The 21,790-nt window shown below is 46.3% G+C and carries 20 protein-coding genes and 1 riboswitch; of the genes, 5 read left to right on the top strand and 15 right to left on the bottom strand.

Going from position 1 to position 21,790, the window contains the following annotated elements; all coding sequences use genetic code 11:
- Positions 1–6 precede the first annotated feature (6 nt).
- The 6 genes from hisB to AAC978_RS06175 form a co-directional block, all read right to left on the bottom strand.
- Positions 7–591: an imidazoleglycerol-phosphate dehydratase HisB gene (hisB, locus tag AAC978_RS06200; RefSeq protein WP_341547168.1), complete on the bottom strand. Its 585-nt coding sequence runs from the start codon at positions 589–591 to the stop codon at positions 7–9.
- A 10-nt stretch (positions 592–601) separates the two neighbouring features.
- The gene (gene hisC, locus AAC978_RS06195) at positions 602–1,711 is read right to left on the bottom strand and encodes a histidinol-phosphate transaminase (RefSeq protein WP_341547167.1); all 1,110 of its coding nucleotides are present in this window, start codon (positions 1,709–1,711) and stop codon (positions 602–604) included.
- On the bottom strand, positions 1,705–2,985 hold the full coding sequence (gene hisD / locus AAC978_RS06190) for a histidinol dehydrogenase (protein ID WP_341547166.1): 1,281 nt from the start codon (positions 2,983–2,985) through the stop codon (positions 1,705–1,707). Before hisD ends, hisC begins: the two co-directional genes overlap by 7 nt.
- 131 nt (positions 2,986–3,116) lie before the next feature.
- Positions 3,117–3,776 (bottom strand): ATP phosphoribosyltransferase, encoded by a 660-nt coding sequence (gene hisG, locus AAC978_RS06185; protein WP_341547165.1) that lies wholly within the window; start codon positions 3,774–3,776, stop codon positions 3,117–3,119.
- Between the two features lie 303 nt (positions 3,777–4,079).
- A complete protein-coding gene (locus AAC978_RS06180) occupies positions 4,080–5,456 on the bottom strand; it encodes an MFS transporter (protein ID WP_341547164.1) in 1,377 nt (458 codons plus the stop codon).
- 64 nt (positions 5,457–5,520) lie between these two features.
- The gene (locus tag AAC978_RS06175) at positions 5,521–7,005 is read right to left on the bottom strand and encodes an aryl-sulfate sulfotransferase (RefSeq protein WP_341547163.1); all 1,485 of its coding nucleotides are present in this window, start codon (positions 7,003–7,005) and stop codon (positions 5,521–5,523) included.
- 242 nt (positions 7,006–7,247) lie between these two features.
- Between AAC978_RS06175 and AAC978_RS06170 the strand changes: the two genes are divergently transcribed.
- Entirely contained in the window at positions 7,248–7,961 is a 714-nt protein-coding gene (locus tag AAC978_RS06170; protein ID WP_341547162.1) for a Crp/Fnr family transcriptional regulator, read from the top strand.
- A gap of 80 nt (positions 7,962–8,041) precedes the next feature.
- Here AAC978_RS06170 and hisZ read toward each other — a convergent pair whose 3' ends face one another.
- Both hisZ and AAC978_RS06160 read right to left on the bottom strand, forming a co-directional pair.
- A complete protein-coding gene (gene hisZ, locus AAC978_RS06165; protein WP_341547161.1) occupies positions 8,042–9,193 on the bottom strand; it encodes an ATP phosphoribosyltransferase regulatory subunit in 1,152 nt (383 codons plus the stop codon).
- A 1-nt stretch (position 9,194) separates the two neighbouring features.
- Positions 9,195–9,533, bottom strand: a complete 339-nt coding sequence (locus tag AAC978_RS06160; protein WP_341547160.1) for a YerC/YecD family TrpR-related protein — start codon at positions 9,531–9,533, stop codon at positions 9,195–9,197.
- A gap of 239 nt (positions 9,534–9,772) precedes the next feature.
- A riboswitch (SAM riboswitch) is annotated at positions 9,773–9,874 on the top strand.
- 124 nt (positions 9,875–9,998) lie between these two features.
- On the opposite strand from AAC978_RS06160, the gene AAC978_RS06155 reads away from it, so the two are divergent.
- From AAC978_RS06155 to AAC978_RS06140, 4 genes are all read left to right on the top strand, one after another.
- Positions 9,999–11,021 carry a methionine ABC transporter ATP-binding protein gene (locus tag AAC978_RS06155; RefSeq protein WP_341547159.1) on the top strand — a complete coding sequence of 341 codons (1,023 nt, stop codon included), beginning with the start codon at positions 9,999–10,001 and terminating at the stop codon, positions 11,019–11,021.
- A complete protein-coding gene (locus tag AAC978_RS06150; protein ID WP_341547158.1) occupies positions 11,014–11,691 on the top strand; it encodes a methionine ABC transporter permease in 678 nt (225 codons plus the stop codon). The genes AAC978_RS06155 and AAC978_RS06150 overlap by 8 nt, the downstream gene beginning before the upstream one ends.
- Before the next feature lie 181 nt (positions 11,692–11,872).
- Entirely contained in the window at positions 11,873–12,727 is an 855-nt protein-coding gene (locus AAC978_RS06145) for a MetQ/NlpA family ABC transporter substrate-binding protein (RefSeq protein WP_341547157.1), read from the top strand.
- Positions 12,728–12,997: 270 nt separating this feature from the next.
- Positions 12,998–13,699, top strand: a complete 702-nt coding sequence (locus AAC978_RS06140; RefSeq protein ID WP_341547156.1) for a hypothetical protein — start codon at positions 12,998–13,000, stop codon at positions 13,697–13,699.
- On the opposite strand, the gene AAC978_RS06135 is transcribed toward AAC978_RS06140, so the two are convergent.
- From AAC978_RS06135 to purF, 7 genes are all read right to left on the bottom strand, one after another.
- Positions 13,696–15,027, bottom strand: a complete 1,332-nt coding sequence (locus AAC978_RS06135) for an MFS transporter (protein ID WP_341547155.1) — start codon at positions 15,025–15,027, stop codon at positions 13,696–13,698. The genes AAC978_RS06140 and AAC978_RS06135 overlap by 4 nt on opposite strands.
- Before the next feature lie 14 nt (positions 15,028–15,041).
- Positions 15,042–15,596 (bottom strand): manganese catalase family protein, encoded by a 555-nt coding sequence (locus tag AAC978_RS06130; protein ID WP_341547154.1) that lies wholly within the window; start codon positions 15,594–15,596, stop codon positions 15,042–15,044.
- A gap of 110 nt (positions 15,597–15,706) precedes the next feature.
- Positions 15,707–16,966, bottom strand: coding sequence for a phosphoribosylamine--glycine ligase (gene purD / locus AAC978_RS06125; RefSeq protein WP_341547153.1), 1,260 nt, complete (start codon positions 16,964–16,966; stop codon positions 15,707–15,709).
- 80 nt (positions 16,967–17,046) lie between these two features.
- The gene (gene purH, locus AAC978_RS06120; RefSeq protein WP_341547152.1) at positions 17,047–18,615 is read right to left on the bottom strand and encodes a bifunctional phosphoribosylaminoimidazolecarboxamide formyltransferase/IMP cyclohydrolase; all 1,569 of its coding nucleotides are present in this window, start codon (positions 18,613–18,615) and stop codon (positions 17,047–17,049) included.
- Between the two features lie 37 nt (positions 18,616–18,652).
- Positions 18,653–19,255, bottom strand: coding sequence for a phosphoribosylglycinamide formyltransferase (gene purN / locus AAC978_RS06115; protein WP_341547208.1), 603 nt, complete (start codon positions 19,253–19,255; stop codon positions 18,653–18,655).
- Complete coding sequence (gene purM, locus AAC978_RS06110) at positions 19,255–20,274, bottom strand: phosphoribosylformylglycinamidine cyclo-ligase (protein ID WP_341547151.1); 1,020 nt, start codon at positions 20,272–20,274, stop codon at positions 19,255–19,257. The genes purN and purM overlap by 1 nt, the downstream gene beginning before the upstream one ends.
- Positions 20,275–20,308: 34 nt before the next feature.
- Positions 20,309–21,727: an amidophosphoribosyltransferase gene (gene purF, locus AAC978_RS06105; protein WP_341547150.1), complete on the bottom strand. Its 1,419-nt coding sequence runs from the start codon at positions 21,725–21,727 to the stop codon at positions 20,309–20,311.
- Between the last annotated feature and the right edge of the window lie 63 nt (positions 21,728–21,790).

Genomic DNA, 21,790 nt, shown 5'->3' with positions numbered 1-21,790 from the left:
TCCCCCTTATAGAACTCCTTTGGTGGATAATACTCCCTGAAAACGCGGATTCTCACGAACAGCCAATCCCAGTGCTCGTCCAAATCCTTTAAATGTAGCCTCAAGAATATGATGACGGTTCTTCCCAGAAATCTGGCGCATATGCAAGGTCAGTCCGGCCTGAACAGCTACTGCCCGAAAGAATTCCTCGGCCATTTCCACGGGGAATTCCCCAACCATTCCCTCAGAGCAATCCACTTCCCAGACAAGATAAGGGCGATTAGAAAGATCCAGGGCCACTTGAACTAAAGCCTCATCCATCGGCAGAAACGTATCACCGACCCGCTCAATTCCCCGTCGGTCTCCTAAGGCTTCCCGTAGCGCTTGTCCAAATACAATTCCACAGTCTTCAACGGTATGGTGAGCATCTACCTGAAGATCCCCTTGAGCTTCTACTTCCAGATCCAGATACCCAAACCTAGCCATGGCCTCCAACATATGATCAAAGAACCCGATTCCTGTATTGATCCGAGCTTCCCCTCCACCATCCAGGTTGAGCTTAATTCTTATGCTCGTTTCTTTGGTGTTTCGTTCAATTAATGCTTCACGCATATAAAACTCCTCACTCTCCTCCAAGAATCTCCTGTAGCACACTTATTAATCTTGTGTTTTCCTCAGGTAGTCCTGCGCTCAAACGCAGTGCCTTACCAATCACCGGGAGCTTCCCCATATTACGAATCAGAAATCCTCGCTCAATCAACTGAGCATAGACTTGTTCCGGGCTTTCCGGTTGGAAAAGAACAAAGTTGGCCCGAGTAGCAAAGACTGTGACTTGGGGTAGGGATTTTAGCGCCTCAACAATTTTATCCATCTCATTAATCAAGAGACACCCTTGCGCCCGATAATCCTCAACATAATTAAAGGCAACAACCCCTGCTTTTTGGGTAAAGCTGTTCACATTAAAGGGCTGACGTGCTCGGTTGAGCAACTCGATGGTTGAAGCTTGCCCGAGAAGATAACCCAACCGCAGGGCTGCCATGGCAAATAGCTTAGAATAAGTTTTCATCACCAAAAGATTCGGGAAATTAGGAATCTGGTCCACAACGCTTTCCCCGGCAAACTCCCCATAAGCTTCATCCACAATGACTATTTTCTGTGATTCCTTGACAATCCTTAAGATATCTTCACGAGGAAAAAGGGTCCCCGTAGGGTTATTGGGATTACAGAGAATGATCATATGAACTCTAGATTGGGCTGCTGCTTCAAGAATCCCTTCCACATCCAAGCAGAAATCTCTGCCGTTCTCTGCAAGGAAAAGGGGAACTTCGATGGTGTCCGTGCCTGTGACTTGTGCGGCTGCCCCATACATACTAAAGGTGGGAGGATGATAAATTACTGCTCGCTTCTCTCCTCCGAAGGTAGTCATAATTAATTGAATTAGCTCGTCCGAACCATTCCCTGCTATAATCCCCTCCACAGGGACTCCAGTATACTGCGAAATAGTTTGTCTAAGCTCACGAGCTTCCCCATCCGGGTAGCGGTTGAGTATGAAAGGTGAAGCAAATAACTCCTCCCTCATTCCTTTAGGCCAAGGCAGTGGGTTTTCATTGGCATCCAAACGAACGCATCCGGGAATGGCTTTGCTTTCATAAGCTTTCAGAGTTTGAATCTGAGGCTTAAGAAAATTCGCTGCTGGCACTTTTTCTAAACCAGGTCGCACTTCATCTACCATAGTTTTCTTACCTCCACAGCCCGAGCATGTGCCTCAAGCCCCTCTTTACGCGCTAGATGGGCGATATGCTTGCCATCTCGCTGCAAAGCTTTCTCAGAATAGCTAATTACACTGACTTTTTTCATAAAGGTATCTACGTTTAAGGGAGAGTAAAAACGAGCTGTCCCCCCCGTGGGCAGGACATGGTTTGGTCCAGCAAAGTAATCGCCGACCGGTTCCGGCGAGAATCGTCCCAGAAATACTGCCCCAGCATTTCTTACCCTGCCCAACCAGCTATACGGTTCCCGCACCACCAATTCGAAGTGTTCCGGAGCGACTTGGTTTGCTAAGACCATTCCCTCTGCTAAGTCCTTGACGAGAATAGCTGCCCCATAGGTTTCCCAGGAAGCTCTAGCAATCTCTTGCCTAGGTAGGTCTTGTAGCTGCCGCTCCACCTCGGCTACAGTTTTCTCCAATAATTGTTGATCAGGGGAAACCAAAATGGAGGAGGCTAAGGGGTCGTGTTCAGCCTGCGAGAGCAAATCTGCAGCAAGCTCCTCCGCTCTAGCGGAGTCGTCTGCTAAAATCAAAATCTCGCTGGGTCCTGCTAACATATCAATATCCACCGTACCAAAGACCTGCTTTTTGGCCAAGGTGACATAGATATTGCCGGGACCGGTGACTTTATCCACCGAAGCAATTTCCCCAGTACCGAAGGCCAAGGCCGCAATAGCTTGGGCTCCGCCAACTTTGTAAATCTCGGTGACTCCGGCCTCGGCTGCAGCTACTAAAACCTCCGGCAAAAGGGTGCCATCCTTGCGAGGTGGACTCACCATCACGATCTCCTCCACCCCGGCGACCACGGCCGGCACCGCATTCATTAATACCGAGGAAGGATAGGCGGCCGTTCCTCCCGGAACATAGACGCCCACTCGCTTAAGGGGAAGCAAAAGCTGCCCGAGGATACTTCCGTCCTCCTTTGGGTCAAGCCAAGAAATGCGTTTTTGTTTCTCATGAAAGGCTGCTATATTTTCCTTGGCAAGGTGAATAGCTTCGATAAATTTTTCATCAACCAAAGAGTAGGCTTGAGTAATTTCTTCTTCGCGAACTCGCAGGCCAAGCGAATGCAGATCCACTCCATCATATTTTTCAGTTAAAGCGTAAAGGGCTGAATCCCCGTCCGTGCGCACTCTTGCAATGATCTCAGCCACACTTTGTTCCATTAATTCCTCATTACCATAAGACTTACGGGTGAGAGTAGATAAATCCAATCCCTCGAGAGTTTTAATATCCATGAACCCATACCTCCATCAAAGACTCCATCAAAGACCCCATGTAAGACTCCATCAAAAAACCATGTAAATTAACCAATTAAGAAACACGTCTCTCGAACTTGTTTGTATTAGGCCTCACATATCGCTATTTCTCAGACAATCTGACGAAGCTTTTCCGTCAGTTCATTAATCCGTTCATATTTCATCCGGTAAGCAACCCGATTGGCGATCAATCTTGTCGTCGCTTCGAGGATGGGTGCTACTTCCACCAGCTTGTTTTGCTTTAAGGTGGTCCCCGTAGAAACAATATCCACGATCATTTCAGAAAGTCCTACTCGTGGAGCTAATTCAATATTACCATGCAGTTTAATGGGAAGCACCTGCATCCCCTGCTGCCGAAAAAACTCTTCTGCTACCCGAGGAAACTTCGTTGCCACTCTCTGATGGTTTAAGGCACTTAAATCATAGGTCCCCTCTGGAAGGAGAGGGGGAACCTTTTCTTCCGGCATGGCTACCACAAAACGGCAATAGCCAAAACCGAGATCTAAGAGCTCCACAACATCTTTGTTTTCCTCTAAGAGGGTATCCTTCCCGACAAAACCAACATCCGCTGCTCCGTATTCCACAAAGGTCGGTATATCTGTGGGACGGCAAATAATAATCTGGGCTTGGGACTTCTCCAAAGGAAATACTAATTTTCGCGAGGCTTCACTGACATCCTCGCAATCAATCCCAATCTTAGTCAGGGCTTCTAGGGAGTCAATTAATAACTTACCCTTTGGCAGAGCGATGGTTAAGAATTTACGAGCCACACTCTCTCATCTCCTCAATTTTCTATAGTATTAGCTATGACTACAAAATAATTGCAACGTGCAACATCTTTATTGCGCTTTACTTAGTTAAAGTATTAGAGTAATACAGTTATTATAGCAATCTCATTGTATTCTGGCAATACTTTTTCAAGAATAATTCACCTGCATTCCGAAGCAAAACAGCACTGGGACCGTTCCCTACAATTGAGCTTGTAGGGAACGGCCCCATGTCATTTCGTGATCAGTTTTTGTACATTGTTACGCGAGATCGGTTTAATAGGTAATGCATAGCCACCTGCTCGCTTACTCGATTTGTTCTAGTGGTACCCCGCCTGTCCGCTGACCAAGGATGAATACAACTATCGCTGCAAAAGCATAAAGGGCAAAAATTCCGAGAAAGAGAGCGCTCACCCCGAAGGTTGCTGCAAAGATAGGGATAAAGGGCTGGGAGAAGGAAACAGCCAAACGCTGGAAAGCATTGATGGTGCCGACCGCGGTATTGCGCATTTTGGTCGGATAGTGCTCGGGAACATAAGCCATGGCAATAAATCCTTGGCCCATGCCAAAAGCATTTAGAGTGAAGGCAATGATTAGGGCTAACATATACTGATTACCGAAATAAGCATAAATCATTGCTGTACATGCGGTCAAAAGTAGCCCTATCGACAAAGGAATCTTACGTCCACCCTTATCTGCGAAGAAGGAGGCAACGAACATGCCAACCGGAGCACCAGCCATAAAGGCAACTCCGATATTTAGGCTTTGTTCCATAGTGAACCCTCTCATACCGGCTAGGGTCGGAATCCAAACTGCTAGAATGAAGGCACCAATGTTTGCAGGTATTCCGAACAAGAGAAGGGTAAGTGAGCGTTTTAGGTATTTGCCTTTGAACATGCCAATAAATTGATCAATACCACGAATCTTGGGCGGTTGATTCTTGGCAACTTCGCTCAGGTCAACATCATAACCGCTCAGATCCTTAATCACTTTTTCTGCTTCAGCTACGCGACCTTTGGAAACCAACCAACGGGGAGATTCTTTGAGATATTTGAGACCGACGAAAAAGGTGATAAAACCAAATCCACCGATGAAGAAAATGAGCCGATAGGCATCTGGTCCAGTCGGAATAATCGCTCTGGAAATGAGACCGATGGCGGGCATTGCCAAGAATCCCCCTGCAGCGGTCAAGCTTTGCCATTTCCCACGACTTTCACTGGGAGACATTTCTGAGATATAAGCAATGGATGTGACCATCATCATGAAAACACCAAAACCGGTTGCCGCTCTGGAGAAAATGAAGACACCCAAATTATTGGTTAATCCGTTAAGAATGGACATCGAGGAAAAGATCAACATTGCCGTAAGAAAGGTTTTGCGTCGACCGATCAAGTCCGAGATGATTCCGCCCAAGAAACCACCCAAAGTCATACCAATGAAGTAATAACCGGTAATAACACCAATCTGATTCTGTTGCACAAAGCCGTTCTTAACAATTGCCGGGGCAATAAAGGCAAAGTTATTGTTATCTAGCTGCTCAAAAAAGTAAGAACATACGATTAGGATAAATAGAAAAAGATGAGTTTTGCTTATCGGCAAGCCATCGAAATAGTTATTCGGTCTTCTAGCTTGAGCTGGATTCGCTCCCTTACCTTGGGCCGGAGTATCAACACCAATAGACATACAAACAACTCCCTTTGTTTCTTAATCAAAGCCCCCCGTAGGAACGAGGGGCTTTTCTATGCAATTAAAACTGGGTATATCCCGTGTCGTCGTCATCGTCTTCTTTTAAAGAAAGGTCCTCATCCCCGGCGGCTACGCATGCTTGTTGAAACTTGGGATAGCCGGTTGTTCCCTTTACACCAACCTCATTTTGAAGCTCGCCATCAGCTGCACCAGGTACTCGGAATTTATGAATATCAAGCATGGGTACAGGAGTTTCTTTCGGTTCAGCGACTTGGGGAACATAGCTATAGGGATAACGATAAGCCCGATAATAAATGGAAGCGATATTCTCAGAATAAGGGGAGATATATTCCCAAACAACTTCTTTCATGCGAGTCACTTCGAAGAAACGTCCGCCAACCCCTTCTGTAATCATGGTATTGCCATTAGGAAGACGTTGAGCAGCACTGGTTAATGGGCTGTAGAAACGGTAATCGTTAATGAGCGGTGACCCATACCCCATGAGTTCACTACCAGTAATCTGCCAAACTACTTCCATCTTCACAGGATTGAGCTCAAGAACACGGGAACGATCGGTAAGATTAACTTTTGTCCCGTCTTTTGAGGTATTGGTCGGTGCGCCATAACCTGACCATCCACCGTTATCAAAAATCAAGATGTTACCTGCGCCAGGAAGTCCTTCGGGAATCATATGCACATGGTGCTGACCCACGATTTGTCCGATTTTCCGCAGCTTTGGATCATCGGCATAATCAGGGCCCATTCTCCAAACGACTTTACCGGTTTCTTTGGAAATGATCGCGCAAATATTGGATTCCCGAGCATCCCAGATAATATTGTCGGGATGGAAACGTTCATCGCCTTTGTCATACCATTTATTAGGCCCCAAGACACTCATGGAGTTAATATGCATCCAGTCGCCCGTTCCTCCGCCTGCTTCATGCATATTTGGGTTTTTATAAAGAGCAAGTTTAGCGGCTGGGCTGAATCCAAATTCGTTAAAATGGTCACTGGCATTCCATTCCCAAACAATATTGCCTTCCCAGTCTACTTCGATAAAGACGTCGTCTAAGAGGAGTTTATCGGAGATTTTCTTGTTGTAACAGTTCCGATGACATAGAATGAGGGTATTTCCGCTTTCGGTTTTACATTCCATTCCGGGCACATAATAACCGACCGTATTGCCTTCCCTTTGAAAATCATGGTGTTGACGAGCCATCCACTGTGGTTTCTCGCCTTCATCTTCAATATACTCTTTATGATCAAATTTCCAAACCACATTGCCGTCCCAATCCACTTGAACAAGATCGGATTGGTCTTGATAACCGAATTTTGGGTTTCTTTGGCCACGACTTCCCATAACATAGCCTCCAGGCAAAAGCTTGTTCGGGAAACCCTGGAGGTCCTTGAAGACGCGAACCACATTTCCGTTCATATCAATGATGACGCAGCCTAGACCCATGACTTGCATAACGGTATAGCCGTTAAAACACTTTTCAGGATCATAAATCGTTACCCCTGTCGGATGAATGAAAGGTTGACCCATAAAACAACACTCCTTTAGTTTAGTAATATTGTTAACTAAGCCCTTTGGCCTCTTAGCTATAAATTAGCACATGATTTCACAAAACTTTGTAACGCAATTTACAATCTATAAAAAAAAGTTATTCGATCTATAAGATAAATTTATACTTTCTTATATGGGCATTATAAATAAGGCGAAGGTATGATAGAATAATTACAATGTGCAACTTATCTCATGTAAAATGACAATAGGAGGAAGAAATCATGAAAGAGGAATTAGTAGAACATATTACAACCTCCTTCTTTTTGAATGAAACCCTTCTGGAATGTCAGGGACTATCCTCAACTATTTGGGAAAGACATATCCACAGGAGTTCCGGGAGAATTCTCAAAAAAAAAGGCGACTATCTCATCAAAGTTGGTGATAGGCCGAAGGGAGTTCATTTTATTAAGTCCGGCTTAATTAGCACAAACTTCATAGGCAAAGATGGTCTTATTAAAACGTGTAATATGACGGGAACAGGTTGCGTGATTGGCGAGCAATTTTTCTTTCATGAACAGCCGAGCTTATTTGAGGCTCGTATTGTTGAAGATGCTGAGCTCTATTATTTTGAAAATAGAGTTTTCTTAGATCTTTTGAAAGAAGATTTTAATTTTAATCTCTTTATTTTGAAAAGCTTGGCAGGTATATCTCGTAAACTGGCTTCACAGCTACAAGATATATCCACACGCAACACCTGCGAAGGCATCAGCCATATTTTATACAGTTTAGCGTGTTATGAAATTCAAAAAGGAATCACCACAAATATTACAATTAAAATGTCGCATCAGGACTTGGCTAATTTGCTTGGCACCCATCGCGTAACCATCACGAAGAATATTCGTTACCTGAAAGACCAAGGAATCATTGATTACACCTACGACAAAATCGTTATCAAGGATACCGAAAAACTCAAAAATATGTTTAGCGGTGAGTAGGTGTCACAGAAACAAATTAGCACAGGGGCCGTTCCTTACGTTTTTAACCGTAGGGAACGACCCCTGTGCTGTTCCGAATCTTATCCTACACAATATAGATCCCTAATCCCTTTACTGGTAGCTAGCTTCTCTGCCTCGCCCGAAGTTAATGACTCTAAACTCATCTCCACCTTTTTACCCTCTTGACGTAGTCTTTGGGCTTCCGCGATTACTTTTGAAGTGTCCTGGCCAAAGACAAAAATCTCCGCTAGGTCTGCCTGACTATGAGGCAACTGTTCAATAATGGCTTTTAGATTGATGGCAAAACCAGTGGCCGGGTAATCATCGCCGAACTCACAGTATAAGGAATCATAGCGACCCCCTTCAACAATGGGGAAGCCTACTCCAGGTACATAACCTTCGAAAACCGCCCCTGTATAGTAGCTAAACCCCCGTAAAATCCCCAAATCCAGAGACACCTTGTCTTGAACACCAAAATCTCTTAGGTAGCGATAGACCTGCCGCAATGCCTCTACGGATTCCTGCAGCGAAGGTTCCTGACTCCATTCGAGAACTTGACCCAACATCTCTTCAGTGCCGTGAAGATGAGGTAGCTTTAAAAGAATCTCCTGAACTCTTCCTTCTAAGCCACCCTCCTTGACCAAGCGTTCGATACCCACAAAATCCTTGCGAGCTAACTTTTCTTGATAATTTATCCGAAAAGCTTCAGCTACTCCTAGTTCATCCATAATTCCAGTAAATATCCCCATATGCCCGAGATTAATCTGAAAGCCCTTAACACCGATTCGACTGAGGGCTTCACAGGCTAACGCAATCACCTCGGCATCGGCTAACGGGGAAGCTGAGCCGACAAGCTCTACCCCTACTTGACGAAATTCTTGCTTATGAGATTTAGAATAGCGGAATACATCGGCAGCGTAACATAATCTCAAAGGCATATTTCCACCACGCATCCGTGTACTGACCATCCTCGCAATGGGGGTGGTTAGCTCCGGACGCAAGACAAGGACATGTCCACGGCGGTCAAAGAGCTTAAAGAAGGAATCTCCTTCTTCCTCCACCGGTTGGATACACGATCCATACTCTAAGGTCGGAGTGACGATCTTCTGATAAGCCCAAGCATTAAACAAATCAAGAGCGGACCCTTCCGCTTGATCCTGTATGGCCAACTCATTCGGTAGGATATCATGCATCCCCTCTGGGATTCTCAACCCTAAAGAGCTACGAGGCATATTATTTCTCCCCCTCTTCTCGCTCCGACAATCGTTTCAATACCATCTGATAACCATCCGCACCAAAAAACAGACACCGCTTGACCCTGCTGATTGTGGCAGTACTGGCACCTGTGGCCTGGGCGATCGTCGTATAGGTTACATTCTTCTCAAGGAGTTTAGCTACTTCTAAACGCTGCGCCAAAGACTTAATCTCGGCGACAGTGGCGATATCTTGAAAAAATCGGTAGCATTCTTCTCGATCTTCTAATAGTAAAATCGCATCAAAAAGTGCATCAGTTAATGAATCACGCAAGCGCGGATCAATTCCTTGAAAAACATCATCTTCATGTTCTTTCATTATCGCTCATCTCCTTATACTTCTATACTTTAATTTATTAAAGTATTGCGCCCTTGTCAATATTCTTCAGCCTTCTTTAGCAAATTTGTCTATCATTAACCATATTTGCCTCAATTGCTAACATTATTACAGATGAATTTTCTTGCCTTGTTATATAAAAATGACTTGCCAAAGAACATTGCTCTATGCTAATATAGATTCTATCAAGATTCACTCTTGACTTAAAAGTTAATAAATCACTCTTATCCAGAGTAGGTGGAGGGACTGGCCCGATGAAACCCGGCAACCGGCATTTAATGTACGGTGCTAAATCCTGCAGGAAAAATACTGGGAGATGAGAGGAAAGCCGAAGATAACTCCGCGGATTTCCTCGTGGAGTTTTTTATTATATAGTTTTTTAAAATGATTGTTTTTAACCTGCCTTTAGAGCATTTAACTTTTAGAATATGACGAGGAGGAATACCCTTGATACGAATAGAGAATCTAACTAAAGTTTATACCTCCCGCAAGGATCGAGTAACGGCTATTGAAGATATTACTCTTCATATTCCTCAGGGCGCTATCTATGGGATTATCGGTTTAAGTGGTGCCGGCAAGAGTACCTTGGTCCGTTGCATCAATCGCTTAGAGGAGCCCACTAGCGGCAAGATTTTTATTGATGATCAGGACCTGATGCAAATGTCCGCCCATGAGCTCAGACAAGCTCGCCAAAAGATTGGTATGATCTTTCAACACTTTCATCTGCTCCAATCGCGCACGGTCTTCGATAATATCGCCTTTCCTTTAGAAATCGCCGGCTATAAAAAGCCTGAGATTGAACAACGAGTTAGGGAGTTGCTACCCTTAGTGGGCCTAGAAGATAAAGCCCAGGTCTATCCTTCTCAACTCAGCGGCGGACAGAAGCAAAGAGTAGGTATCGCTCGTGCCTTAGCGACGAATCCGAAAGTACTGCTTTGTGATGAAGCAACTTCGGCCTTAGACCCGCAAACAACCCTATCCATTTTGGAACTCCTGCGCGACATCAATCAGCGCTTCGGGTTAACCATCATCATGATTACTCACGAAATGAAAGTAGTTAAGGAAATCTGCACTGATGTTGCAGTAATCCATGAAGCCAAGATTGCGGAACAAGGTCCGGTGGAAGCTGTATTTATCCAACCCCAATCCCGTATTGCCAAGGAGTTCATTTCGACTGTATTCCCTAATGAACTGCCCCTGGATTTACTCCAGGAATTGGCCACTCATCCCAATTCTCAAATTGTCCGTATTCAGTTTTTAGGTTCAAGGACATCGGACCCCATCATCGCCGATCTGATGAAAGAATGCGATGTACGGGCTAATATACTCTATGGAAGTATCGATCATCTCCGCTCTACTCTTTTTGGCACTTTAACCCTGGAGTTGCAAGGAACTCCTGAACAGTTGGCCTTAGCTCATCAATATCTTGACCAACGTGAACTTAAGGTGGAGGTGATCCAGCATGTTTGATTTTGCCAACCCCCAATATTGGGATACCATGGTCCAACTATTAACTCCGGCAACCGGAGAAACCTTCTATATGATTATTGCTTCCACCCTGCTGGCCTATGTGCTGGGAGTCCCCTTAGGGGTGATCTTGGTCATTTCTTCACCGAATCATATCCTGCCCAACCCTTGGGTTGAGCGTATCTTAGGTACAATAATCAATGTTTTCCGTTCTATACCCTTTATCATCTTATTAGTTCTGATTATTCCCTTCACCCGTGCCATTGTCGGCACCTATATCGGTACGACAGCAGCTATCGTCCCCCTCGTCATTTCCTCGGCACCCTTCGTGGCCAGGATGGTCGAAAGTTCTCTCAAGGAAGTCCCTTACGGGGTGATCGAAGCAGCCTTATCCATGGGCTCTTCTCCCTGGCAAATTATCAAAAAAGTGCTTCTTCCCGAGGCCAAAGCTTCTCTTGTCTTGGGTGTTGCAATCACCACCATTAGCATTATTGGCTACACAGCCATGGCCGGTGCCGTGGGTGGCGGTGGTCTAGGGGCCGTAGCTATTCAATATGGCTACAACCGATTCCGAACGGATATCATGCTTTTGACCGTTGTCATTCTTGTGCTTATCGTCCAAGTCATCCAATCCCTTGGTACGATGCTTGCACGCCGAATGACTCATCACTAATACGGTTGTTTCAAGCCAACCCCGAACCTGGGCATGGGCGTACCGGTCGCCGTAACAGGCTTAGGGAATGGACTTGTAACATATATTTAGCAATGAAGGTAAACACAACATGTCTTTATCAGTAATCATCCGCTAAAAGATGATGCAAAGAGAAAAAAGGAACATCAAAGGAGGAAAAATTATGATTCGTTCACATCGCAAACTAACTACTTTACTGCTTAGCTCCGTAGTTGCTCTTTCCCTACTTGTAACCGGGTGCGGAAACACTGCTCAAACCACACCCCCGGCTAATACCGGTAATACCAATGAGCCTGTCACCATCAAGGTAGGGGCTACCCCCGTGCCCCATGCCGAAATTCTCGAATTCATCAAACCTGAATTAGCAAAACAAGGCGTCAATCTGGAAGTCGTTATTTTCACTGAATATCCCCTACCCAATCCGGCCGTGGATTCCGGTGAAATTGACGCCAACTACTTCCAACACACCCCTTATTTAGAGACCTTCACCATTGATCAAGGACTGAAGCTTGCCGTGATTGGTACGGTTCACATTGAACCCATGGGTCTTTATTCAAAGAAAATCACCAAAGCTGAAGAACTCAAGGATGGCGACACCATTGCTATCCCCAACGACCCTTCCAATGGCGGACGCGCTTTAGCTGTCTTGGAATCTGCCGGTTTGCTTAAACTCAAAGAAGGTGTCGGTGTTAAAGCAACCATCTTGGATATTACCGAGAATACTAAAAATCTAAAGTTCTCTGAGGTAGATGCTGCTCAACTTCCCCGTGTTCTTGGTGATGCAAAAGTTGCCGCGGCTGTCATCAACACTAACTTTGCTTTAGAAGGTGGCTTAAACCCAACAGAAGATGCCCTTTACCTTGAAGGCAAGGACTCTCCATATGCCAACATCGTAGTTGCAAAGGAAGATCGCAAAGATGATCCCAACCTACAAAAATTAGTCAAAGCCCTCAACACCCCAGAAGTTAAGAAATTCATTGAAGATAAATATAAGGGTTCAGTAATTCCTGCATTCTAAGAGATCTTTAATCCTTTGCTAAATTTAAGTTACCCAATTGGATTTTATGAATGTTTCAATCAAAAAGGCCGTCCTCCACAAAAAATGTGGAAGGCGGCCTTTTCCATTTATGTAAGACTTAAAAGCAAAATTCAGTCCTTATATATTTCCTGATTGATTTACCATATTTTTGCGGGAATAGAACGGGTTCGCCCTCACACACTAACAACAACAATACTTAGGATGATTAAGCTACGAAATTTCATCCTAAACAGATGAGGAGAAACCCCTATGAATTCCTTCGATAAGAAAATCAAAACTCGGCTAAGCATGCATCCTGAGATGCTGCGCAGTATCTTAGCTTACCCCAATGAGGAAACCCTTACTACCCTAATACGCTATCAGGTATTTGAATCAAAAGGTGCCTATCTTGGCCACCTTCTCACTTCGCTGCTTCCCCAATGGGAATACATTGCTTGTGATGGCAATGTGCACTTAGGGAAAGTTATTCGCAATCTCGAAAAGGCACAGATTAGTCCGATCCAGCAGGAGTCTGACTTTCTCAGGGCAAACCTATTACGCATTCGTGTCCTCGCGGAAACCCCAGGAACCTTCCCTTTTTCGCCGTTATCTATCCAAGAAAGCCTTTTGCACTTTTTAGAAGGTGCTGATCTACTCGCGGATTTACCTCAACTAGCTGTCATTCATTTCGCAAAGGATGAATTAAAGCCTCTCGCTGCGGATCTCGCCCAATATCGCCTAAGTCCTTTAAGTCGGCGCTATGTGCAAAACCTTTTTCACCAAGAGCGCCAAGAAGCCATCCTCGCTAATCTCGCCTTTCTCTGCAAAAATTACCCCTTACTCAGTACCTGCCGACAAGCTTACGCTTTACTTCTTTCCCTAGATAATATCAATAACTGGAGCAGGCATCCCTTCTGTCTCCGTTTAGTATCCAACCGATTCTGGGAATATCGCTCCAAGGAAATTCTCTAGGACACTTCATCCATGGGCCGACCCTTGGTTTCTTCACCAAGGATAAGTACGTTAATCACAACTAAGACAAGTACTCCCGCAAACATTAAGAAAACCGTTTCCGTGGATATGGAAGCTCCTAACATTCTGCCAACCACAGCTGGAGCTAAGATACCCCCAATCCGACCAAATCCTGCTGCCCATCCTGCTCCTGTTCCCCGTGCCCTGGTCGGATAGAGCTCAGGGGTATAGGTATAGAGAATTCCCCAGGCACCGAGATTAAAGAAGGACATGAGTGAACCAAAGACAAGGATCATCGTCACACTGTCAGCTTGTCCAAAGAAAAAAGCACTAGCCGCTGTGCCCAGAACGAAAGTAGCCAAAGTGGGTTTGCGACCGATTCGATCCACGAAAAAGGCGGCTGTAAAATAGCCGGGAATTTGAGCTAATGTCATAACAATGACGTAACTAAAGCTCTTGGTCAAGGAAAAACCCTTAATAGCCAGGATAGAGGGTAACCAAGTGAAAATTCCGTAATAAGAATACACAATGCCAAACCATAAAAGCCACAGAAATACAGTACGCCGCACAAATTTCTTAGAAAATAGTTCCCCTAAGGTTACTCGATTCACTCTTTGCTTAGGGTGAACTACACTAGCATCCATCGATAAATTAGCATCAAGAGGATGCGCATCCTCCCCTGCTACCATGCGATACACAGCTTCTGCCTCTTGTAGCCGGCCACTTTCCTCAAGGAACCGTGGCGACTCGGGGATGTATTTCCAAAGATAAAATACATAGAGTGCGGGGATGGCGCCAATGAAAAAGGCAATATGCCAGCCAAAGGCCGGAATAATTAGATAAGAAATGACTGCGGCTAAGAGCCAACCGATGGCCCAAAAGCTTTCTAAAAGAACAAGAAATTTCCCCCGATGCTTCGCAGGGGTAAATTCACTGACCAAGGTCACAGCAACTGGTAGCTGCCCTCCTAAACCAAACCCCACCAGAAAGCGGAATACCAAGAGGGACTCATAACTCCAGGCCAATCCGCATAAACCGGTAGCTAGTGAATACATGACTAAGGTAATCGCAAAGACCTTTTTGCGACCGACACGATCGGCGATACTCCCTCCGATGATTGCCCCGAGAGCCATCCCAACCAAGCCAATACTTCCGATGTTCCCCACCTGTTCAGGAGTTAACCCCCAAGTTTTCATCAAAACTGGGAGAACAAAGGAGACAATGCCCGTATCCATGGAATCAAACATCCACCCTAACCCTGCAGAAAGCAGGAGAATATAGTGGAAACGCTTGACCGGTAAATTCTCGATTCGTTGAGATATGCTCATTGGTGCTACCCCCATTAATCTAAGACCTGCAGACTCATCTTGTAATCATAGATAATTCCCATATAGTGCTCGCTGTTACCGCCTTCCATCATCACCTTATGGCAACGATATAAGAGCTTCTGGTGAATCCCTTCGCGGCGAGCCAGAAAGCCTAAGAGACGCTTTACGCCAGGATCCTGGGTCAGATTTGCATGCTCTTCGTATTGGAGGCGGGCTCTTTTTTCCAAGGCAACATTCGCCCTTAATATCTTTTCCGGTTCAGAGTATTGATAGACATTGACAAGTGACCAAGCTTGGCCACTTGAATTTACTAGGTGATGAACCTCACCACCTAGCTTGATGATCATTGCCGATAGGGTCTCCAAATGGGCTAACTCTTCAGCAGAAATAAGTCCCAGCAGTTCGCGTATATAGCGGTTGTCTATATTAACCTGATGATTTAAGTACTGTACTACTTGAGTCAGTTCTCCATCCTTACCACCATAATGCTCAATTAATTGTTTGGCCAAGAACGGATCAGGTCCTTCCACATGGATTGGATAAAAGAACCGTTTGCGATAGCTGTACACACCTTTTCCCTCCCTTGCACATCGTCCTGTCTTCAGTATATGAAGAACGGACAAAGCAAGGTCACAAGTGGAAAAGCCAATCGCCGCTTATCGCTTATAATGTTGCTTAGTTATAGACCTTTTAGGCCAATATCCTTGCGAAAATGTGCCTGCGGGAAATCAATTCTCTCTACTAAAGTATATCCTAAGCGGCGTGCCTCCAAAAGGTCTTTTCCTAAAACAGTAACCCCTAAGACTCTGCCACCGGTGCTTTGAAGCTGTCCATCTTCGGCATAGGATGTTCCTGCGTGGAAAATGACTTGTCCTGCATCTAGGGCTTCCGGCAATGCCATAGGTATACCCTTTTTATAAGCTGCTGGATAGCCAGGCGCAGCCATCACGATGCAAATTGCGGTTTCCTCTTTCCACTCGAGCTGCACATCCCCCAAACGTCCTTCCGTACAAGCCCAAAGAGCTTTAAATAGATCGGATTTCAGACGAGCCATGATCACTTGGGTTTCCGGATCGCCGAAGCGAACATTGAATTCCAGGGTTTTGGGACCCTCCTTCGTAAGCATCAGACCGGCAAAAAGCACCCCTTGAAAAGGCATCCCTTTATCCTTCATAGTACGTAAAGTAGGCTGTATAATCTCTCGCAAGGCTTGCTCCTCTACTTGAGAATTCCAAAAAGGCGGAGGACTGTACGTACCCATCCCCCCCGTGTTTAGGCCCTCATCACCATCCAAAGCCCGTTTATGGTCTTGGACGGGGACCAAGGTAACCGCGCTTTCGCCATCACATAAGCAGAGCAAGCTGACTTCTTGCCCTTCCAGATACTCTTCCACCAACAGTAATTTTCCCGATTCCCCTAAGGAACCATCCATCAGCTCATCAACAGCTGTTAAAGCCGTTGGCAAATCCATAGCCACGATCACCCCTTTACCGGCGGCTAATCCGTCGGCTTTCAAAACAATCGGTGCTCCGAGCTCTTGGACATAGGCCTTGGCCTGCTCGGGATCGGTAAACACTTGGCTTTTAGCTGTTGGTACTGCTGCCTCGACCATAATCTCCTTAGCAAACGACTTGCTGCCTTCGAGGCGAGCTGCGGCTTGAGTTGGTCCAAAAACTCTTAAACCTGCTTGAACAAAGGCATCCACAATTCCTAAGGTCAAAGGAGCCTCGGGCCCCACCACGGTCAAATCAATACCTTCCTTCTTGGCAAAGGCCAGTAAACCGGAAATATCGGTAGCCGCAATGGGCACATTCCATTCCTGAGTCCCGGCATTTCCCGGAGCCACAAACACCTTCTCAACCTCCGGGCTTTGAGCTATTTTCCAAGCAAGGGCATGTTCCCTGCCCCCATTACCTACCAGCAAAACCTTTTTTCCCATAGGACACCTACCTACTTTACTCATTGATTAATCGAATGCAACCCATAGTGACCCCAGATATAGGGTGCAAACTGTCCGCATTAGTGCTTAAAGTGACGTCGATGGGTAAACATCAGAATCAAGCCTAAACGATTAGCTGCCTCGATGACTTCCGCATCTTTGACCGAGCCACCGGGTTGAACCACAGCACGAATCCCTGCTTTAGCAGCCTCTTCCAAGGAATCTGGGAAAGGAAAGAAAGCGTCAGATGCGAGATAGGCTCCTTGAGCCTTTTCGCCAGCTTGCTCTAAGGCAATCTTCACAGAACCGACCCGGTTCATCTGACCAGCGCCCACCCCAAGGGTTTGGCTCATTTTAGCAAGCACAATCGCATTGGACTTGACATGCTTCACAACCCGCCAAGCAAAATCCAATTCTAGAATATCTTGAGTCGTCGGCTTTAGATCACTAACGATCTCCCAATCGGTAACCGGTACTGTACCTTTATCTTCTTCCTGAATTAAATATCCACCTTGAATCGAGCGTACCTTCCAGGGTGTAGTTCCCTGTTGTGCGCCCGGTGTTACTTGAACCAGACGGAGGTTTTTCTTTTCCTTTAAAATCACTTGGGCCTCTTCGCTAAACTTAGGGGCCACAATGACCTCGTAAAAATGGCCTTTCAAGGCTTCGGCACAGGGTGCTTCGATTTCCCGATTGAAAGCGATAATCCCTCCAAAAGCCGATACCGGATCCGCTGCCAGAGCTCTTTCATAGGCTACGAGGGCAGTTTCGCCAAGGGCTGTTCCGCAAGGATTAGTATGTTTAATTATGGCACAAGCCGGCTCGCTGAAATCTTCTACAATTCCCCAAGCAGCATCCATGTCCATCCAGTTGTTGTAGGAGAGTTCTTTCCCCTGGAGCTGTTTACCATGGGCTAAAGTCCCTTCTGAACCGATTCCTCGATAGAAAGCAGCCCTTTGGTCAGGATTCTCCCCATAGCGGAGGTCTTGGATCTTCTGGCCGGAGAGGGTTATGGAATCAGGGAAAACGGATTGATCGGTAGAAGTGGTGCTTCCAACCGATTCCTTCGCTAGTTCTTGTGCTAGATAGTCCGCAATATAGCGATCATACTCAGCCGTATGAGCAAAGGCCTCGGCGGCTAAACGTTTACGCAAGTCATAAGGCACTTCGCCTTGGTCGCGCATTGCTTGCAGAACTTCCCCGTAACGCTCCGGATTTACGACGATACTAACACGTTCTTGATTTTTTGCCGCCGCCCGCACCATCGAGGGACCGCCGATATCAATATTTTCAATGGCCTCCTGAAATTCCACTCCCGGTTTGGCGATAGTTTCTTTAAAGGGATAAAGATTAACCGCTACTAGTTCAATGAGGCCAATTCCATTCTCTTCGAGCTGTTGTAAGTGCTCGGCTGTACCGCGAGCGAGTATACCTCCATGGACCTTCGGGTGCAGTGTCTTGACTCGTCCATCAAGTATTTCAGGAAAGCCCGTAATCTCTGTGACATAGCTTACAGGTAGCCCTGCACCGGTCAATGTCTTAAAGGTTCCCCCAGTGGAAACCAATTCAAAGCCTAGCTCCACCAGTCCCCGTGCAAATTCTACCAGTCCGGTTTTATTAGAAACACTGAGCATTGCTCTTCTCATCAAATAAGCCCCCTCATACTAAATCTTCTTATTGCCGTGTTTAGCAGAGAATCTCTACGATTCGCCCCTGTCGTCTGACTTGTCCACTCGCCACCAGTCTTACGGCTTCAGGATATATTCGATGCTCTACTTCCAGAATGCGGTCCGATAGGGATGCTTCTGTATCTTCCGGCAACACTACTACAGCCTCTTGAAGGATAATAGGACCACTATCCAGCCCCTCATCCACATAGTGAACCGTACAACCGGAAAGCTTGACCCCATATTCAATGGCCTGCCTTTGAGCATGAAGGCCCTGAAAAGCCGGTAGCAACGAAGGATGGATGTTAATGACGGGAATTTGGCAGGCTTGCAGAAATTCCTGGCTCAACACCCGCATAAATCCGGCGAGAACCAGAAGTTCTACCCCCTGCTCTCTCAACCAGTGCAGGATTGCCTCTTCCTGTTTATCCCGGGTCGCATAATTGCGAAGGGGAAAGGCTTGATTCAGTATGCCTACATCTTGAGCCCTTTGCAAAGCCAAAGCATCCTCTCGGTCTGAGCCTACAGCGACGATATCTCCCCCCAGCATGCCCTGCTTCCAGACCTCAATTAAGGCCTGTAGGTTGCTTCCCCGTCCGGAAGCCAATACCCCGATCCGCATCAACGGTAATTCACTCCTTTGCTCTGTCCTTGAACCTCTCCAAAGACAAAGCTTTCTTCCCCTGCTGCCCGGAGCTGACCCTGGATTTCTTCTACATCGTGAGGATGGACGATTAATACAAAACCAATACCCATATTAAAGGTGCGGAGCATTTCTTCTTCCGCAACCTCACCCATGGTTTGTAATAGCTTAAATAGAGCAGGAACCTGCCAGGCGGAACGATCAACACTTACTCCCAAACCTTCCGGAAGTATACGGGGAATGTTTTCAGTTAGGCCTCCCCCAGTAATATGGGCCATCCCAAGAATCTGTTTTTTTTCTAACAAGGGAAGGACACTCTTCACATAAATCCGCGTGGGACGAAGGAGTGCCTCGCCTAAGGTTTCCCCTAACTCAGGGTAGACCTTATCCCAAAGGTCCGGAGTAAAGACTTTCCGTACCAAGGAATAACCGTTGCTATGAAAACCGGATGAAGCAATACCGATTAAGACATCGCCCTCTTTAATTTGCGAGCCATCGATCAGATCCGGGCGGTTTACTGCTCCTACAGCAAAGCCGGCAATATCATATTCTCCCTGGGCGTAAAAGCCTGGCATCTCTGCAGTCTCACCGCCGATAAGTGCACACCCGGTCAGCTCACAGCCCTTGGCAATTCCCCCCACGACCTCAGCCACTTGCTCAGGTACCAGCTTGCCTACAGCCAAATAATCGAGGAAGAACAAGGGTTCCGCACCTTGGACTAAAATATCATTCACACACATGGCCACCGCGTCTTGGCCGATGGTATCATGCCGATTCATCTGAAAGGCCAGTTTGAGCTTTGTCCCGACACCATCCGTGCCGGAAACCAGAACCGGTTCCGGATATTTTTTAAGATCCAAAGCAAAGAGCCCGCCAAAGCCGCCGAGCCCACCCATGACCTCCGGCCTCAGTGTCCTTTTTACGGCAGGCTTCATCAATTCCACAGCCTGATTTCCCGCATCGATATCTACCCCTGCCTGACGATAAGAATATCCCATCACTGATCCACCTTTCTATCTATCCAGTAAAATTTTAACACTTTCCTTTACAGGCATCCAGTTTGCCTTTAGCCGCCGTAGGCATTCCGGCAGGGTAATTCCCATCAAAACAAGCCATACAGACGGACAAGTTTCCTAAGGCTCTGCGCACACCTTCATCAGATAAATAATAAAGTGAGTCTGCGCCCACATATTGGCGAATCCCTTCCAGATCCATATTTGTGGCGATGAGTTTTTCCCGCTCGGCCGTATCAATGCCATAATAGCAAGTGTAGAGTACCGGAGGACTGGAGATGAGGAGATGGACTTCCTTGGCCCCCACCTTGCGGAGCATTTCAACGATTCGCGAACTGGTGGTCCCTCTCACGATCGAATCGTCAATCATTATTACCCGTTTACCCCGTATCACTTGGGCATTGGCATTCAGCTTCAAACGCACTGCGACTTCACGCATTTCTTGGGTGGGCTGTATAAAGGTTCTTCCTACATAACGGTTTTTCAGCAAGCCCTGGGCAAAAGGTATACCGGATTCCTCTGCGTAGCCAAGAGCAGCAGTCATCCCCGAATCAGGTACCGGAATTACAATATCTGCCTCGATTGGGTATTCTCTCGCTAGTTCAATGCCCATTCTGCGACGGCTTTCCGTCACGTTCAATTGGTCAATGGTGCTATCCGGGCGAGCTAAATAAATGTATTCGAAGGCACAGACTGCTGTGGTCTGAGATGGCAACCCTTGTCGTGAGTGCAGACCATCCTCATCGATCGTGATGATTTCCCCCGGCAAAACATCACGTACAAATTCTGCGCCTATGGTATCTAGGGCACAACTTTCCGAAGCAAGACAATAACGGCCTTCAAGTTGACCAATGCATAAGGGACGAACGCCATAAGGATCCCGTACCCCCATGATCTTGTTATCTGCAGCAATCACCAGCGAATAGGCTCCTTGCAAATCTAACATGGTCTTCACAAGAGCGTCTTCCAAGCTACTTCGATAATAACGAGCGATCAATAGTACAATTACTTCTGTATCGACTGTCGTCTGAAATACTGCTCCATCCTTGACTAACTCTTCGCGTAGCTCTGCCGCATTAGTCAAGTTTCCATTGTGAGCTAGGGCCATCATTCCCTTTTGGTAATGAACAACGAGAGGCTGCGCATTGGCAAGGAGGCTGGAACCCGTCGTTGAGTAACGCACATGGCCAATCGCCATTTTTCCTTTGCTATTAAGCTCTACCAACACTCTTTCCGAGAAGACTTCGGAAACCAAACCCATGCCTTTGTGAACTTGTATTGTACGTCCATCCGAAACGGCAATTCCGGCGCTTTCCTGTCCTCGATGCTGCAAAGCATAAAGGGCGTAATAGGTGAGACGGGCTACCTCTTGCTCAGGCGCATAAATGCCGAAAACACCACATTCTTCATTTGGTTTATCATCCCAGGGCTCTCTCAATTCGATACCCTCCTCATCAATTTAATGCCAAATATAAATGTCATCCTCTCCGTCAGGATGACG

This window comes from Desulfitobacterium sp. THU1, from assembly GCF_038181555.1.
In the GTDB taxonomy this organism is placed as follows: domain Bacteria; phylum Bacillota; class Desulfitobacteriia; order Desulfitobacteriales; family Desulfitobacteriaceae; genus Desulfitobacterium.
Note: the sequence above shows the minus strand (reverse complement) of the source record. Positions and strands in the feature narration are given on the sequence as shown.